The 15542-nt window shown below is 74.6% G+C and carries 15 protein-coding genes and 1 pseudogene; 6 read left to right on the top strand and 10 right to left on the bottom strand.

Annotation, left to right across the window (positions count from 1 at the left end):
• Nucleotides 1-262 precede the first annotated feature (262 nt).
• On the top strand, nucleotides 263-712 hold the full coding sequence (locus L615_RS06995; protein ID WP_028656893.1) for an HNH endonuclease: 450 nt from the start codon (nucleotides 263-265) through the stop codon (nucleotides 710-712).
• 45 nt (nucleotides 713-757) lie between these two features.
• Nucleotides 758-1441: a lysoplasmalogenase gene (locus L615_RS06990; RefSeq protein ID WP_028656892.1), complete on the top strand. Its 684-nt coding sequence runs from the start codon at nucleotides 758-760 to the stop codon at nucleotides 1439-1441.
• A gap of 7 nt (nucleotides 1442-1448) precedes the next feature.
• Here L615_RS06990 and L615_RS06985 read toward each other — a convergent pair whose 3' ends face one another.
• From L615_RS06985 to L615_RS06975, 3 genes are all read right to left on the bottom strand, one after another.
• Nucleotides 1449-1886, bottom strand: a complete 438-nt coding sequence (locus L615_RS06985) for a DUF4383 domain-containing protein (protein WP_028656891.1) — start codon at nucleotides 1884-1886, stop codon at nucleotides 1449-1451.
• Nucleotides 1887-2172: 286 nt separating this feature from the next.
• Nucleotides 2173-2649, bottom strand: a complete 477-nt coding sequence (locus L615_RS06980; protein ID WP_028656890.1) for an SRPBCC family protein — start codon at nucleotides 2647-2649, stop codon at nucleotides 2173-2175.
• A complete protein-coding gene (locus tag L615_RS06975; RefSeq protein WP_261376585.1) occupies nucleotides 2646-2972 on the bottom strand; it encodes a metalloregulator ArsR/SmtB family transcription factor in 327 nt (108 codons plus the stop codon). Before L615_RS06975 ends, L615_RS06980 begins: the two co-directional genes overlap by 4 nt.
• Nucleotides 2973-3060: 88 nt before the next feature.
• Here L615_RS06975 and L615_RS06970 point away from each other — a divergent pair, with 88 nt between their 5' ends.
• Entirely contained in the window at nucleotides 3061-4626 is a 1566-nt protein-coding gene (locus L615_RS06970) for a DNA polymerase ligase N-terminal domain-containing protein (RefSeq protein ID WP_145724572.1), read from the top strand.
• Between the two features lie 235 nt (nucleotides 4627-4861).
• Here L615_RS06970 and L615_RS06965 read toward each other — a convergent pair whose 3' ends face one another.
• The 5 genes and pseudogenes from L615_RS06965 to L615_RS06945 all read right to left on the bottom strand — a co-directional run bounded on the left by L615_RS06965 (nucleotide 4862) and on the right by L615_RS06945 (nucleotide 11371).
• Nucleotides 4862-6181 carry a uracil-xanthine permease family protein gene (locus L615_RS06965; RefSeq protein ID WP_028656887.1) on the bottom strand — a complete coding sequence of 440 codons (1320 nt, stop codon included), beginning with the start codon at nucleotides 6179-6181 and terminating at the stop codon, nucleotides 4862-4864.
• A gap of 471 nt (nucleotides 6182-6652) precedes the next feature.
• On the bottom strand, nucleotides 6653-8641 hold the full coding sequence (locus tag L615_RS06960) for a sensor histidine kinase (RefSeq protein WP_145724571.1): 1989 nt from the start codon (nucleotides 8639-8641) through the stop codon (nucleotides 6653-6655).
• Nucleotides 8638-9594 (bottom strand): BTAD domain-containing putative transcriptional regulator, encoded by a 957-nt coding sequence (locus L615_RS06955; protein WP_145724570.1) that lies wholly within the window; start codon nucleotides 9592-9594, stop codon nucleotides 8638-8640. The genes L615_RS06960 and L615_RS06955 overlap by 4 nt, the downstream gene beginning before the upstream one ends.
• A gap of 104 nt (nucleotides 9595-9698) precedes the next feature.
• Nucleotides 9699-9968 (bottom strand): annotated as a pseudogene (locus L615_RS24715) (winged helix-turn-helix domain-containing protein); the annotation flags it as partial.
• A 59-nt stretch (nucleotides 9969-10027) separates the two neighbouring features.
• Nucleotides 10028-11371, bottom strand: a complete 1344-nt coding sequence (locus tag L615_RS06945) for an FAD-binding oxidoreductase (RefSeq protein WP_145724569.1) — start codon at nucleotides 11369-11371, stop codon at nucleotides 10028-10030.
• 128 nt (nucleotides 11372-11499) lie between these two features.
• On the opposite strand from L615_RS06945, the gene L615_RS06940 reads away from it, so the two are divergent.
• Entirely contained in the window at nucleotides 11500-12747 is a 1248-nt protein-coding gene (locus tag L615_RS06940; protein WP_145724568.1) for a hypothetical protein, read from the top strand.
• A gap of 59 nt (nucleotides 12748-12806) precedes the next feature.
• Nucleotides 12807-13031 (top strand): hypothetical protein, encoded by a 225-nt coding sequence (locus L615_RS06935; RefSeq protein ID WP_145724567.1) that lies wholly within the window; start codon nucleotides 12807-12809, stop codon nucleotides 13029-13031.
• Between the two features lie 38 nt (nucleotides 13032-13069).
• Here the strand turns inward: L615_RS06935 and L615_RS06930 are convergent, their stop codons facing one another.
• Nucleotides 13070-13681, bottom strand: coding sequence for a maleylpyruvate isomerase family mycothiol-dependent enzyme (locus L615_RS06930; protein ID WP_145724566.1), 612 nt, complete (start codon nucleotides 13679-13681; stop codon nucleotides 13070-13072).
• 41 nt (nucleotides 13682-13722) lie between these two features.
• On the bottom strand, nucleotides 13723-14367 hold the full coding sequence (locus L615_RS06925; protein WP_186449765.1) for a maleylpyruvate isomerase N-terminal domain-containing protein: 645 nt from the start codon (nucleotides 14365-14367) through the stop codon (nucleotides 13723-13725).
• A gap of 427 nt (nucleotides 14368-14794) precedes the next feature.
• Here L615_RS06925 and L615_RS06920 point away from each other — a divergent pair.
• Nucleotides 14795-15542: ATP-binding protein (locus tag L615_RS06920; RefSeq protein WP_145724564.1), on the top strand; the 748-nt coding region annotated here is incomplete at its 3' end.

Here is a 15542-nt window from a genome sequence, read left to right as displayed (position 1 = left end):
GACTGTGCCCACCACAACCCGGCGCGATGGGCCGGAGGTTTCGAGGCTCGGCCGCGGGCGGCCTCGCACCTCAACCACCGGCAGCTGGCAGCACCGGACTCCCGGTGGTTGAGGTGCGACGAGCGCCAGCGAGGAGCCTCGAAACCACCGGGCCTGCAAGGCGGACTGTGCCCATGACGGTCCGAGCGGGCGCAAAGTGCTGGGCGGCGGCCTGCCGGGCGGCGTACCGTCGTGTCACAGGAAGGGAGGAAAGGAGCTCGCGATGACCACCGTCACCCTGCTCAACGCCTCCTACGAGCCGCTCGGGACGGTGACCTTCCAGCACGCGGTGCGGATGCTCTTCCGCGAGGTCGCGACGGTCGAGGAGGCGCACGAGGACCGGATGATCGGGCCGCACCCGTGGCCGCGGGTGATCCGGCTGGTGCGCTACGTCGCGGCGAAGTGGATGTACCGCCCTGCGGGCTTCTCGCGCTCCGGCGTGCTGGTGCGCGACCGGCACGTGTGCGCCTACTGCGGGCGGCACGCGACGACGGTCGACCACGTCCTCCCCCAGAGCCGCGGCGGCACGTGGTCGTGGCTCAACACGGTCGCGGCGTGCGGGCCGTGCAACGGCCGCAAGGGCAACCGGACGCCGGCGGAGGCGGGAATGCGGCTGCGGGTCGACCCGTTCGTGCCGACGCGCGCCCAGCTCGCTGCCTCGCTGGCCCGCTGACCCAGTTCGCCCATGGAGGGCTGGTCCCGGCGCTACATTGCGCGGATGCGTACGACGACCCGGCTCAAGCTGGCCTACGGCGCCCTCGCCGCTGCCGACACCCTGCTGGCGGGATCGCGCAGCCGGTGGGCCCACCGTGCCCGGCTGGTCACCAAGCCGATGCTGATGCCGGTCCTGGCCGCGTCGCTGGCGACCGACGAGCGGGCGCGGGGTGCCCGGCTGCGGTCCACCGCCCTCACCGGCCAGGCGTTCGGCTGGGGCGGCGACGTCCTGCTGCTGGGCGAGGGACCGCGCGCCTTCTCCGCCGGTGCTCGGTCGTTCGGCGTCGGCCACGTCGCCTACATCAGCGGCTTCCTGCGCCACCGTGAGCGCTCGGCGAGCCCGCTGCAGAACCAGGCGGTCCGCGGCGCGGCCGCGGCGTGGCTCGTGACCGCTCCGGCGGTCGCGCTCGCGGCGGGTCGGCAGGAGCGCGCGCTGGGTGCGACGGTGCTGGGCTACTCCGCCGTGCTGACCTCGATGGTCGCGGCCGCGAGCCACCTCGGCCCGGAGGTCCCGCGCGACGCCTGCCTGATGACGGCCGCCGGCGCGGGACTCTTCCTGCTGTCGGACTCGGTGCTCGGTGCGCGGACCTTCCTCCTCCAGGACCCGCCGCAGCGGCTGGAGGCGGTGGTCATGGCGACGTACACCGCCGGTCAGCTGCTGATCAGCGAGGGCGCCGCGCGGTCCTGAGGGCCGGTCAGCCCGGCAGGTTGGTGCGGTGGCCGTCGTTGGTGCGGCCGAGGAAGACGCCCAGGCCGATCATGCCGAGGCCGAGCACGAGGTGCAGCCAGTTGTCGGCGTTGTCGACCGGGACGAAGTTGGCGTCGGCGTGGCGGTCGACGACGAAGCCGTAGACGGTGAGCACGAGGTAGATCGCGCCGCCACCGATCAGGTACGCCTTCGCGCCCGACCACGAGCGCGCCATCAGGAAGCCGACGACGCCGAAGAGCAGGTGCACGATGTTGTGGAGCACGGAGACGCCGAAAATGCCGAGCAGCTGGGCGTTCGAGTGGTGCCCGGCGAAGGTCATGTCGTCGTAGTTGGTCGTGATCCCGGGGATGAAGCCGAGGATGCCGACGACCAGGAAGGTCGCAGCGACGGTCGCTGTCGCCTTCTGCAGGGGGGTGCTGGTCATGGACTGTGTCGTCGTGGTCATGGCCGCGCGATACCCCGCCCCCGGCGCGTGAGTCCCGCAGCGGACCGACCGGACCATCGGATCCGATTGTTCCTCGCGAAAATCGCCCACGGCGAGCGGCCGGCGTGCCCACCATGGAGGACGACGTCGGTCGCTCGCTCACATGGGGAGCGAGCGCCCGGGACCTCCGGTCGGCCCGCGGTCAGGGCCGCGGGCCGGCCGGCCTTCCGGTACGACGAGCGCCGGCTCGTCGTACGGACCGGATCGGGGTGGGCTGGCGGTGGGCTCAGTCGACCAGCGCCGCGTAGCGCTCGAGGTAGAGCGGCCAGCCGCCCTGGTCGGCGACGCCGTCGCGCAGCGACTCCCAGCCCGCGCCGTGGCGGGCCAGGTGCCGGTGCACGAGCTCCACGCGGGTGCGGCCCGGTCCGGCCTCGGTGAAGCTCACCTCGACCTCGCTCGCCTCGGCCGGGTCCGTGACCAGCTGCCACGTGGGCGAGATGTCCCACGAGAAGACCAGGCGGTGGGGCGGCTCGAACGCGAGCACCCTCCCCCAGCGGCAGGTGCCACCGTCCGCACCGCGGTCGTAGACGTCGCCGCCCACCCGGGGCTCGAGGACGGTCTCCACGACCTCCTCGGGCGCCAGCAGGTTGTGCTCGCGCGGCTTGACCTGGTCGAACTGCTCGGTGAAGACCTGGAAGGCCCGCTCCACCGTCGCCTCGACGGTCACGTCGAGCCGTACGTCCTCGTCCCCTGTCGTGCTCATCCGTCCTCCTCGGTCGATGACCCGTCCTCGACGAGCCGCTTGAAGTTCGCCAGCGTCGCGCTCCAGAAGCCCTCGAGCTCCTGCCGCATCTCGCGCAGGCCCGCGGGGTCGGCGCTGTAGATGCGGCGGGTGCCCTCGGCCCGCACCCGCACCAGGTCGGCGTCCTTGAGCACCTTGAGGTGCTGCGACACCGCCGGGCGGCTGACCGGCAGCTCACTGGCCAGGTCGGTGACCGACCGCGGGCGCACCGAGAGGCGTGCGAAGATCTCCCGCCTCGTCGGGTCGGCGAGCGCGGACCACGCGTCGACGACGTGACCGGTCACCTTCCGTAAGTTACCGCTTACCAATGGACCTGTCACCCCTCCGGGCACGGCGGCGGATGGAGCCCGCCGACCCGGGCACCGCCCGTCCATGGCCGACCTGCTCGACACCTACCGGCGCAAGCGCGACTTCTCGCGCACCCCCGAGCCTGCCGGCGGCACGGGCGACGACAGCGACCGGCCGCGCTTCGTGGTCCAGCGGCACCGGGCGAGCAGCCTGCACTACGACCTGCGCTTCGAGATCGAGGGCGTGCTGGTGAGCTGGGCCGTGCCGAAGGGGCCGACCCTGGACCCGGAGGTGCGCCGCCTCGCGATGCACGTCGAGGACCACCCGGTCGAGTACCTCCACTTCGAGGGCGTCATCCCGTCGGGAGAGTACGGCGGCGGCGACGTCATCGTCTGGGACACCGGCACCTGGGAGCCGGTGCGCACGAAGGACCCCGGCCGCGCCGTACGCGACGGGGAGCTGCACGCCGAGGTGCACGGGCAGAAGCTGCGGGGCCGGCTGGTGCTGGTGCGCACGAAGGAGGACGGCGGCAAGGAGTCGTGGATGCTGCTGCACAAGCACGACGACCACGCCGTCGAGGGCTGGGACCCCGAGGACCACCCGCGCTCGGTGCTCAGCGGGCGCACCAACGACGAGGTCGCCGAGGACCCCGACCGCACGTGGAGCTCCGGCGCCGACGCCGCGGAGGCCGAGCAGCTGCTCGTCCCGGACCCGTTGCCGGCCGAGGCGATCGACGCGCTCGCCGACCTCGGGAAGTCCGGCACGTGGGAGGTCCACGGCCGCAGCCTGAAGGTCACCAACCTCGACAAGGTGCTCTTCCCCGGCGACCCGCCGGTCACCAAGCGCGAGCTCCTCGCCTACACCGCACGGATCGCCCCCGTCGTGCTGCCGTACGTCGAGGGGCGCGCCCTCAACCTGCACCGCTACCCCGACGGGGCGGACGCCAAGGGCTTCTGGCACAAGGCACGCCCCGACCACGCCCCCGACTGGGTGGGCGCGTGGGACAACCCGGCCGCGGACCCGGGCGAGACGTCGACCTACGTCGTGGCCGACGAGCCCGCGGCGCTGGTGTGGGCCGCGAACTTCGGCGCGCTGGAGTGGCACCCGTGGACCTCGCGCACCGACGAGCCCGACGAGCCGACGTACGCGCTGGTCGACATCGACCCCGGTGAGGGGACCGGGTGGGACGAGGTGCTCACCCTGGCCCGCCTGCACCGCACCGCGCTCGAGCACCTCGGCGTCACCGCGCGGGCGAAGGTGACCGGAAGCCGCGGTATCCAGATCTGGATCCCGGTGGTGGCGGGCTACACCTTCGACGACACCCGGGCCTGGGTGGAGAAGCTCTCGCGCACGGTCGGCAAGGTCGTGCCGGAGCTGGTCAGCTGGAAGTGGGAGGTCAAGGCCCGCGGCGGGAAGGCGCGCCTGGACTTCACGCAGAACGCGATCAACAAGACCCTCGTGGCGCCGTACTCCCCCAGGCCGCGGGCCGGTGCGCCGGTGTCGGTGCCGATCTCGTGGTCCGAGCTCGACGACCCCGACCTGCGCCCCGACCGCTGGACGATCCGCACCGTCCTGGACCGGATCGCCGAGCGCGGCGACCCCTTCCGCGCCCTGCTCGGCAGCGCGCAGGAGCTGCCGGAGATCACCTGACGCTGGGCCGGCCCGGCCGGCCCCGCCCGAAAACCCGGACAGCCACCCTGACCGGGGCTTACCCGGCGGGTGGCTGCACGGTGATGCTCGCTGGTCCGTCAGCCGCCTCTCGGCGAGTGGCCGCTCGTAGCGGCAAGTGGTGAGGCCCGGGGGCATGAGTCAGACCAGCTGACGGGCACAACCAGCCCCGCCCCCGCGACTATTCCCCGACCGGCGTGACGGTCCGCACAGGCGGTCAGCGCGGGACGTCGGCCCCGCGCACCCGCTCGAGGCCCGCCATCAGGTGGTAGAGCACGAGGATCGCGGCGGTCGCCACGGCGATGCCGCCGAGGGTGAAGTCGCCGAAGCCGATCACGTCGTTGCCCATGCCCATCGCCAGGATCAGCGCGGCGGCGACCGGGAAGAGGTTCTTCTGCTGGCCGAAGTCGACCCGCGCGTCGATCCACATCCGCACGCCGATGAGCCCGATCACGCCGTACAGCACGAGGGTGGCGCCGCCGATGACGCCGTTGGGGATCGTGAACAGCAGCGCGCCGAACTTCGGCGACAGCGACAGCAGGATCGCCACGACGCCGGCCACCCAGTAGGCCGCCGTGGAGAAGACGCGGGTGGCGGACATGACGCCGATGTTCTCGCCGTACGTCGTGGTGGCGGAGCCGCCGCCGAGCCCGGCCACGACCGTGGCGGCGCCGTCGGCGAGCAGGGCACGACCGGTGAGGTCGTTGAGCGAGTCGTCGCCGACGAGGTGGGCGACGGAGCGGACGTGGCCCACGTTCTCCGCGACGAGCACGAAGACGACGGGGAGGAACATCGGCAGGACGCTCCAGTCGACGTCGGGGCTGGTGAGCTGCGGCAGGCCGACCCAGTCGGCGGCCCGGACGGCGTCGAAGCTGACCACGCCCATCGGGATGGCGACCAGGTAGGCGACGACGAAGCCGAGGAGAACCGCGATCCGACCCATGATCCCGCGGAAGAGCGAGGCGATGACGACGATCGCGAGCACCGTGATCGTGGCGAGCAGCAGGTGCTCGTCGTCGACCGGCTTCTGCCCGGGCGCGAAGCTGCCGCCGGCGTCGAGGTTGATGACGTTGTTCCACGACGCGTGCGCGAGGTTGAAGCCGATCAGCGCGACCACGCCGCCCATGACGACCGGCGGCATCAGCGCGTGGATCCAGCCGGTGCCGACCTTGATGACCAGCAGGCCGACGAGCGCGAGCGCGGCGCCGGTGGCGACGATCGCGAAGAGCGCCGTACCGATGTCACCGCCGCTCTTCGCCGCCAGCACCGGGCTGATGAACGCGAACGACGAGCCGAGGTAGCTCGGCATCCGGTTGCCGGTGATCAGCAGGAAGAGCAGGGTGCCGAAGCCCGAGAAGAGCAGGGTGGTGCTCGGGTCGAAGCCCGTGATGATCGGCACCAGGAAGGTCGCGCCGAACATCGCCACGACGTGCTGGCCACCGAGCCCGAGGGTGCGCGGCCACGACAGCCGCTCCCCCGGCTTGACGACCTCTCCGTCGACGACCGACCGGCCGTCCCCGTGGATGGACCAGGACATCGTGCCTCCTGCTGCTGAGCGACACCCGCACACACGTCCGGGCCGCCCGGAAGCCTAGGAGTCCCCACCCCCGGACCTGCAGCGGGGTGCCGCGAGGTGTGAGGCTTCGCACCGCGAGGTGTGAGGCTTCGCGGCACGAGGTGCGTGGGTACGACGCGCGCCCGACCCTCGCGGTGCAGAGGGGCGCACCTCGTGGTGGGGCACCCCCTAGGCTGCTGCCTCGTGTCCGACCGCACCCAGGCCCTCGTCGTCGCCGTGCTGACCACGCTGCTCGCGGTCACCGGCGTGGCGGGCAGCTCGGCGCTGTCGGGGCCGGTGCTGTGGGAGTTCTCCGAGACCCACGGCGTGCACCTCGAGGACGCCGTCATCGTCCCCGCGTGGTTGATCTGCCTGCTGTGCTGCTGGAGCCAGTGGCGGGGGGCGCCGGGGGGCGGCGCGGCGACCGCCGCGACCGCTGAGCCGCCAGAGCCCCTAAGCTGGGGCGGCGCCGCCGAGGGGCGGAAGGTGGACGACGACGCGGGTGCCGCGCGCGCCGGGCGAGGTGGTCGCGACGCTGCCGCCGAGCTCCTCGGCGCGCTCGCGCATGGACCGCAGGCCGATGCCCTGGGCCGCCTGCTCGTCGAGGCCGACGCCGTCGTCGGTCACCACGAGCACGACCCCGCCGTCCTCCCCCGGCCGGACCACGACCTCGCACCGGGTCGCCATCGCGTGCCGGTGCACGTTGAGCAGCGCCTCCGACGCGACGTGGTAGAGCGCAGTCTGCGCGACCGGACCGGGCTGCACCTGCGGCGACACGTCCACCTGGACGGTGAGGTCCGCGCCGGCGAAGCGGTCCGCCAGCGCACGCAGGGCCGCCGCCAGGTCGCCCTCGTCGAGGGCCGGCGGGAGGAGCCCGCGGCTCATCCGTCGTACCTCCTCGCTGCGCAGCTGCAGCTCCTCGCCGAGCTGGTCGAGCATCCGGTCGGCCGCCTCCGGGTCCCGCTCGCGCAGGTTGCGGGCGGCGGTGAGGCCGAGGCGGATGCCGGCGATCGCCGGGCCGAGGCCGTCGTGCAGGTCGCGGCGCAGCACGCGCCGCTCCTCGTTGCGGATGCCGACCAGGCGGCTGCGCGCCGCGACCAGCGCCTCGTTGGCGCGGGCGAGGTCGAGGACGGTCGCAAGCAGGCCGGCGACCTGGTCCAGCAGCGCGGAGGTACGACGGTCGAGCCGCTCACCCGTTCGCGGCGTGACCACCAGCAGGCCGACCTCGCGCCCGCGACTGCTGAGCGTGCGCACCACGTCGCTGCTGCGTCCCCCCGGTGCGGCAGGCAGGGTGCCGTCCGGGCCGACGGGCAGGATCCGCACGGCGCCGACCCGCAGGCCGCGGCGCAGCCGGTCGGCGAGCTCGTCGAGGTCGTGCTCGCTGGAGACGTCGATCGCCGACCACAGCTCGTCGGGTCGCGACCCGGTGCCGTAGACGAGGGTGTCGACGCGGCGCTGCACGGCCCGCTGGGCGGGCAGAAAGCTGACGGCGAGCACGGGCACGGCGAGGCCCTGCGCGAGGCCGGACCCGTCGGGTAGCACGCGCGCGAGCCCGGAGACCAGCACCAGGTAGGCCGCCACCGCGGCGGCGGTCAGCGAGGTCCACACGGTGGCCCGGTCGACCGTGGCCTCGATCCCCCACAGCCGCTGGCCGAGCACCAGCACGAGCAGGGCGGCGGGCAGGAACACCTGCGCCAGCAGCAGGGTCACGCCGCTGACCTCGGCCGCGAGCCGGGCCTGGTTGTCCGGCCACGGCAGCAGGAAGACGACCATCGCGACCACGAGCAGCACCTGGCCGGTGGCCAGCCACAGCACGCCCTGCCGCTGCCGTGCCCGCAGCGACCGCGCGTGCACGAACAGCCACACCGCCGCTAACGCGCCCATCGCCGTCACGGAACGGTCGAGCCACAGCGTGGAGTCGCGGATCCATTCCTGCCAGCCGGCGTGGTCGATGCCCAGCGGGTTGCGCGGGAGGCCGGGCGCGACGACGGTCATGCCGGGCAGGGTCCCCGCGACGGCCAGCACCGCGCCGGCCGCAGCGGCCGCGGCGCGCCACCGCGGCACCGGGCCGACGACGATGAACGGCAGGACCGCGACGACGGCGTACAGGCCCGGCGTCCAGGTCCAGTACTGCAGGTAGAGCGCCGCGCCCTGGCCCGGCGTGCCGGCCTCGAGGGAGACCCAGGACGTCGCCAGCCCGGCCACGCCGCAGCCGATGCCGGTCAGCGCGATGATCCACACCGCGAGCCGCCGGGTGCGGGGCAGCAGGACCACGACGACGATCGAGTAGAGCGTGGCGACGACGAGGTCCATCGCCCAGTTGGCGACCTCGTCGGGGATCCGGCCGGCGACGAGGCTGGTGCCCAGCGCGGCGGCGACCGTGCCCCAGCCGAGCGCCCCCAGCAGCCAGGCGAGGACCCGCCAGCCGCGGGCGCCGGTCACGGGCGACCCCGGTGCGCGCCGCCGAGGTGCGAGCGCGCGGCGCGGGCGACCTGGGCGCCGACGACCAGCTCGCCGGCGGCGACCGCACGGATGGCGCGGTGCACGTCGTCGGGCTCCGCGGACTTCACGAGGTAGCCCGCCGCCCCCGCGGCCAGTGCCGCACGGACGAAGGAGTCCTCGTCGTGCATCGTCATCACCAGCACCTGCAGGTCCGGGTACTGCGCCGTGAGCTCGGCGGTGAGGTCGATGCCGGAGTCGCCGCCCAGGTCCAGGTCCATGAGCACGACGTCGACGGACTCGTCGACGGCAGCCCGCGCCGCGTCCGCGTCGCCCACGACGGCGGCCACCTCGAGGCCTTCCAGCGAGGACAACAGGCCGCTCATGCCCATCCGGAACACCGGGTGGTCGTCGACGAGGACGACCCGCACGTCGGTGCTCGGGCGCGGCCGACCGCCCTCGAGCCGGCCCTGCAGGACGGCCGTCTCGAGGGCGGCGACCGCGGGTCCGGGGTCGATGCCGAGGTCCTCGCGCAGGGTCGTTCGGAGCTGGCGCAGCAGCGCCATCGCCTCGACCTGGCGGCCCGCCTGCACCAGCGCGACCGCCTGGAGCAGGTGCAGCCGCTCCCGGTAGGGCTCCTCGAGGACCAGCGGCTCCAGCCGGCGCGACGCCTCGACGGCGTCGCCGAGGTGCAGCCGGATCGCCTCGCGCAGCTCGATCGCCGTCGTGCGGGTCTCGTGCAGCCGGGCGCGCTCGGCCCGGGCGACCTCGTCCGGCAGGTCGGCGTACGGCTCGCCGCGCCAGGCGCCAGCGCCCCGGTGAGCCGGTCCTTGACCGGCCCGACAACCGTGGCCGGGGCGACCGGGACCGTGCCGCGCCAGCCGGCCAGCGCCAGGTCCAGGCCGTCGGCCGCCTGGACCAGCCGGTCCGGGTCGGGCTCGCGCAGCGGGCGCCACGGCTCGTCCGCCGACCGCGGGAAGGCCTCCGACGCCGCCCGCAGCGCGTCGTCGAGGCGCACGGTGTCGAACGCCTCGGGCGGGATCGCGAGCTGGTAGCCCGTCGGCGTCGTCAGCACGACGGTCGCCGCGCTGCGCGGCGCGCGGGTCGGCTCGAGGACCTTGCGCAGGTCGGAGACGTAGCCCTGCAGCGTGACGGCGTGGCTGGCGGGCGGCTCGTCGCTCCACAGCGCCTCGGCGATGGCGCCGACGCTGACCGGCCGGCCGCGGTGCAGGCACAGCACGGCCAGCAGGCTGCGCTGCTTGCGCGCTCCGAGATCGAGCAGCCGGCCGTCGACCTCGACCTCGACCGGGCCCAGGACGCTGACCCTCACGGCCGGGAGACTATCCAGCGACGGCGCCTCCCGGGCCGTTTCGCCCGCAACGGCCACGGTCACCGCGGGCCTGCGAACAGTCCTGCCGGGTCGAGCTCCGCGCGTACGGCGTCGAGCGCGTCGCGCACGTCGGCCGGCCAGGCGCGTGCCCAGGGGTTCGGGCCGCTGAGCGCGCCGACGAAGTTCGGCTGCACGACGCCGGTCGACCACGCGCCCACGGCCCCCACGAGCGCCTGCGCGACGGCGGGGACCGCCGTGGTGAACAGGTCCGGTGCCGGCGCGCTGACCACGAACAGCTGCGCGGCGGCGTCGCGGCCGMCCMCCGCGTCGGGACCGGCTGCCGGCCGGGCCAGGGCACCACCGAGGACCCGGACCTCGGCGACGGCGAAGGGTACGTGCTGCTCGGGGCCCATGACGCTGAGCAGGGCGTCGACGAACGCGTGGTCGAGGTCGCGGAGCAGGACGCCGCCGTCCATCACCGGCATCGGCTCCTCGGGGTCGGCGTGCACGGCGCCGATCGCCGCGTAGGGCATCGGGCCGAGCAGGTCGACCAGCGGGGTCGCGAGCGCGCGCAGCGGCGCGACGGTGGCGGCACCGGCCTCGGCGTCACCGTCGGCGACGACGACCCGGACGTGCACGACGCACCGGCCGCGCAGCGGCTCGGGGACCTGCGGGAGGTCCGGCAGCCGCAGGATCGCGAACGACGGGCTGACCGTCTCGGGCAGGTCGCGGCTCCAGTCCACGAAGCCGTGCAGCACGCGGCCGGCGTCCTCGGCGGCGAAGAACAGGCCGCCGCCGTACACCTCCGCGACGGGGACGAGGCCGATCTCGACCTCGGTGACGACCCCGGGCAGGTGCTTGCCGCCGCGGGCGGCGCGGAACACCTCGGGGTGCGAGTCCGCGCTGACGCTGAGCTGCTCCCCGGTGGCGGTGACCAGCTCGAGGCGGCGGAGGTGGTCGCTGGCCCAGCCCAGCGTGCGCCCGGCCGGGCCGAGGCCGCCGCCCAGCAGCAGGCCGACGACGCCGACCGTGGGCGAGGAGCCGCAGACCGGGGCGAGGCCGTACGGCGCGGCCGCCTCCAGCACCTGGCCCCAGCGGGCGCCGCCGCCGACGCGGGCGGTGCGCGCCTCCGGGTCGATGTGGACGTCGGCCAGGGCGGCGGTCGAGACGACCGTGCCGCCCTCGACGGGCGCGAGCAGGCCGTGACCGGTGGCGACGACGCGGACGCGGTCGCCGCGGCCCGCACGGCGTCGGCCACGCCGGCCGCGGTCGTCGGCGTGACGACCCGGCCGGGGCGGTGCTGGTGGGCGAGGTTGAACGCGGCGATGCGGGCGTCGCTCGACTGGTCGATGGTCATCGGTCTTCCTTCGGTTCGGTGGTGGGTCGCGACAGTTCTCCCGCACTGCGCTGGGGTCCGGCTGGAGCCCGGGGGCCGCTCGGCTCCAGCGGGGCTCCAGTCGCTGCCCACCCGCACCGCAGCGGTCGCCGCGAGCGTGGCCGGGTCAGATCCCCAACCCCCCACGAGGACCACATGTTCAGCTCTCGCAGACCCCGCCTCCGCGGCGCCCTGTCCGCCCTGGCGGCGACGCTGGCGCTCGCTGCCTTCGCCACCCCCGCGGTGGCCGAGGTGCCCACCGACCCCCGCGACCCCGGCGGCGGGGGTGGCGGTGGTGGCGGCGGCGGTACGTCGACCCCGGTGATGACCGGGACCGTCCCCTCGATCAGCGGCACGCCGCGCGTCGGGCAGACCCTGTTCGCCTACAACACCTTCACTCCCACGCCGGACCGGGTGCAGTACGACTGGCTCGTCGACGGCACGTTCTCCCTGGCCACGGCGACCAACCAGTTCAAGGTGCGCCCCGAGGACCTCGGCAAGCGGATCTCGGTCAGCGTCGCGGCGTTCAAGGAGGGGTACCCGACCGCGTTCAGCGGCCTGTCGCCGGAGACCGCGGTCGTCCAGGGGCCCGTCGAGATGCGGGTGACCGCCTCGCCGGGCGTCTCCGGCACCTTCCGCGTGGGCGAGACGCTGCGGGTCACCTCCGCGCCCAGGACCGACCCGGTCTTCGAGACCGTGACCTACCAGTGGTTCCGGAGCATCAACCCGATCCCGGGAGCCACCGGGACGTCGTACACGCTCGGGCCGTCGGACGTCGCGCAGCCGGTCTGGGTGCAGGCGACGCTGAAGCGCACCGACTACGCGACGGCGTACTCCGGCTCCCAGGGCAGCTACGTCGGGCTCGGCGAGATCGTGGCGACCTCGGAGCCGCTCATCACCGGCACGCCCCGGGTCGGCAGCCGGCTCGCGGCGGCCCCGCCGACCACGGACCACCGGGACTACGCCTACTTCCGCTGGACACGGGACGGCGTCGTGATCGCCGGCGCGACGGGGACGACCTACACGCCCGTCGCCGCCGACGTCGGGCACCGCATCGGCGTCGACGTCCGGGTCACCGCGGCCGGCTACGCCGACCACCACGCGTCGGCTCGCCCGGTCACCGTCGAGCCGGCCCTGCGCAAGCCCAGGCTCCGCGCCACGGCGACGACCGCCTTGCGCACGGCGAGGAAGGCCCGGCTGGTGGTCCTGGCCAGCGCACCGGCGGCCCCGCCGCTGGCGGCGAAGGTCACCGTCCGCCGCGGCGGCAAGGTGCTGCGCGCCGCGAAGCTGTCGAAGGGCCGCCTGGTCACCACGGTGAAGGCGAAACGCGGGCAGAAGCTGCGGATCACCATCGCCGCCACCTCGCGCACCAAGGCCCGCACGATCACGGTGCGGGTGCGGTGACCGACCACCGGTGACGATCTGCCGCGGGATGCAGCGGGCCGGGTGCCCGGCTGCATCCCGTGGCGGATCCGCGCCGGCCCGCCCGCGGCACCGCCCACCCGGATGCCGGTCACAGCGCCGGGTACCTGCCCGTCATGGAGCTCAGCGACCTGCTCACCTGCCTCGGCGAGGACCATCTCGACCGCGAGCAGCTGCCGGTCGAGCTGCGCGAGCTCGTCGACGAGGCCCTGCTCCGCGGCCTGGTCCTCGAGGACTGCCGGGGCCAGCTGACCTCGCTCGCCTGACCCGCTCCCTGACCTGCTCGGCGCGCTCGACGCCGGACTCAGCCGAACATCGGCCGGTGCTCGCCGCCCGGCCGGCCCAGCAGGTGCAGGAAGAGCGCGTGGCCGTCGCCGAGCCGCGCCATCGCCGCCACCGCGGTCTGCAGGGCGGACTCCGCCACCTCCGGCGGTACGACGAGTGCCGCTCCCGTCGCGGCGGCGAGGTCGTTGCTGTGCGCGAGCAGCTCGAAGGTGCGGGTGGGCAGGTAGTCGCTGAGGCGCATCCCGCCGGCCACCGTCGGCAGGACCGGGTCGGCATCCTCCAGCTGTGCCAGCCGATCCCCGGCCCGGGCGATGCCGGCACGCACGGTCGCGAGCGGGTCGGGCCCGAGGTCTCGGCCGGCCTGGTGGCCGCGGTCGGCGACGGCGCGGTCGTCGGCGGCAGGCAGGGTCCGCACGCGCACGAAGTACTCCCCCGCGCTCCCGCACTCGACCGAGTCCGGTGCCGGCTGGGCGAGGTAGGAGGACACGGTCGTCACCGCCCGCAGCGTGTGCCCGACGAGCGCGCGCACGTCCCACTCGCCCAGGCCGGGCTGGTCCCACTGGTCGTCACGGACCTGCTCGACGGCGGCGGCGAACATCTCCGCTGCCTGCAGGAACACGGTTGCCGTCATCTGATCCCCTCCACTGACCCTCCACTGATCCACCACGACGCTCACGACAGCAGCGGCAGGTGCGGGTCGTCGCTCGGCGTGCGGCCGGTCGCGAGCCGCACCAGCTCCAGCCCGGTCCAGGCTGGCCGCGCACCGGCGACCTGCTCGTAACCCTCGGCCAGGGCCGCAGCGACGGGGTCGACTGCGGCGGGCAGCAGCGGCGTGGGCCGATCGGCGCCGGTGTGCTGGAGCAGGCAGCGGTGCAGGTCGTCGCCGTGGGTGACGAGCTCGAGCAGCCTCGTGAGCAGGAAGTCCTCCCCGCGCAACGGACCGCGACGGCCGAGCACGACGTCCGGCAGACCTGCGGCGATCGCCGCCCACGCCGGCGCGGCGAGCGAGTCGATGCCGGCGAGCTCCCGCCCTCGGTGCTGGTCGGCCACCTCATGGGTGTCGGCGGCGATCTGGTCGTGCGCCGGGGCGTAGCCGCCGACGTACTCGACGAGCGTCAGGGGCTCGCGCTCGCTCGGCGTCACCTCAGCGACCATCCGGAGCGCGAAGCCGAGGTGAACGACGAGGTCGCTGACCGTCCACGCGCCCAGCCCGGAGGGCGCACCGGCGTGGTCGAGCACCCGCTCGTCCTCGAGCCAGCCGCGCAGCAGGTCCCACTGGGCGCGCAGCAGCTCGGCAGCCCCACTTCGACGTTCCACGGGTGAAGCGTGGCGGCCGTCGGGCGAGCGCGCCAGCGAAAAGCCGCCAGCGACCGTCGGCATCCTGCCGAGGTGCACCAGCGACCCGGGGCCGGGAAGCGACGACGAGGACACGCGGTCCGCTGTCCGACGCGGAGGCGCCTGCGGCACCGGCCCTGGAGTCTGGCCCGCGGCTGCACCCCCCACAAGGTGACAGCCACCTCCGCGTCGGACATGTGGTTCCCCCATCCCCCGGCGGACGACCGGCCTCGCCGCTGGCGGGCCTGGCGCCCCGTCCCCCGGGGTAGCAGAACCGTGCCAGCCCGGGCGGGGCGCCGGGAAGCCCGGGTACCCCCGGTTTTTTGCCGACCACCCCCGGGGAATTTATTTCGGAGAGGCCTGCCCAAGATCCCCGCGGCGGGGGCCGCGCACTGCCTAAGGTCGAGGCGTGCCCCTCCTGAGTGCCGCTGGCGAGCGCGCCGCGCTGGCCAGCATGCTCCGCGACGTCGCACGCGGCGGAGGGGGTGTCGCCGTGGTGCAGGGCGACGCCGGCACCGGCCGCTCCACCACCGCGCAGCTCGCGGGCGACCTCGCGAAGGAGTCCGGGCTGCGGGTGGCCGCCGCCCGCGCCGTACCGATGGACTCCTCCGTCCCGTTCGCCGCGATCGAGGCGTGGGGCGACGAGCTGCGCATCAAGCTGGCTCCCCCGGGAACCCCGGACGGTGCGGCCGTCGCCGCCGCGGCTGGTCGGTTGCTGGAGGCCGCGGCGCGGGGCGACCACGAGCCGGGCACCTGCCTGGTCCTCGACGACGCGCACTGGGCCGACGAGGGGTCGCTGCGGGTCCTCGTCGACGTCGCCCGCCGCCTGCACGACCAGGCCGTCGCCGTCGTCCTGACCGTCGGTCCCGAGCCCGTGGGCCGCGACGCCGGGCACCTGCTCGACGAGCTGCGCGCCTCCCCCGGCGCCGTCCTCGTGCACCTCGGCGCGTGGGACGAGGCCCTCGTGCGCGAGCTGGTGGCTGCCGAGCTGGACGCCCCCGCCTCCGGCGACCCCGTGCCCGACCTACTGCACCGCGCGGCGGGCAACCCGTTCCTCATCTCCGCCCTCGTCGACCACCTCAAGCAGGGGTACGACGACGTGGAGGTCGCCGTGCCCGAGCGGGTCCGCGCGCACGTCGGCCTGCGCCTGTCGCGGC

It is taken from the genome of Nocardioides sp. J9, assembly GCF_007829375.1.
Lineage (GTDB): Bacteria > Actinomycetota > Actinomycetes > Propionibacteriales > Nocardioidaceae > Nocardioides.
The sequence above is the reverse complement of the archived record's forward strand: the minus strand, read 5'-3'. Positions and strand labels throughout refer to the sequence as shown.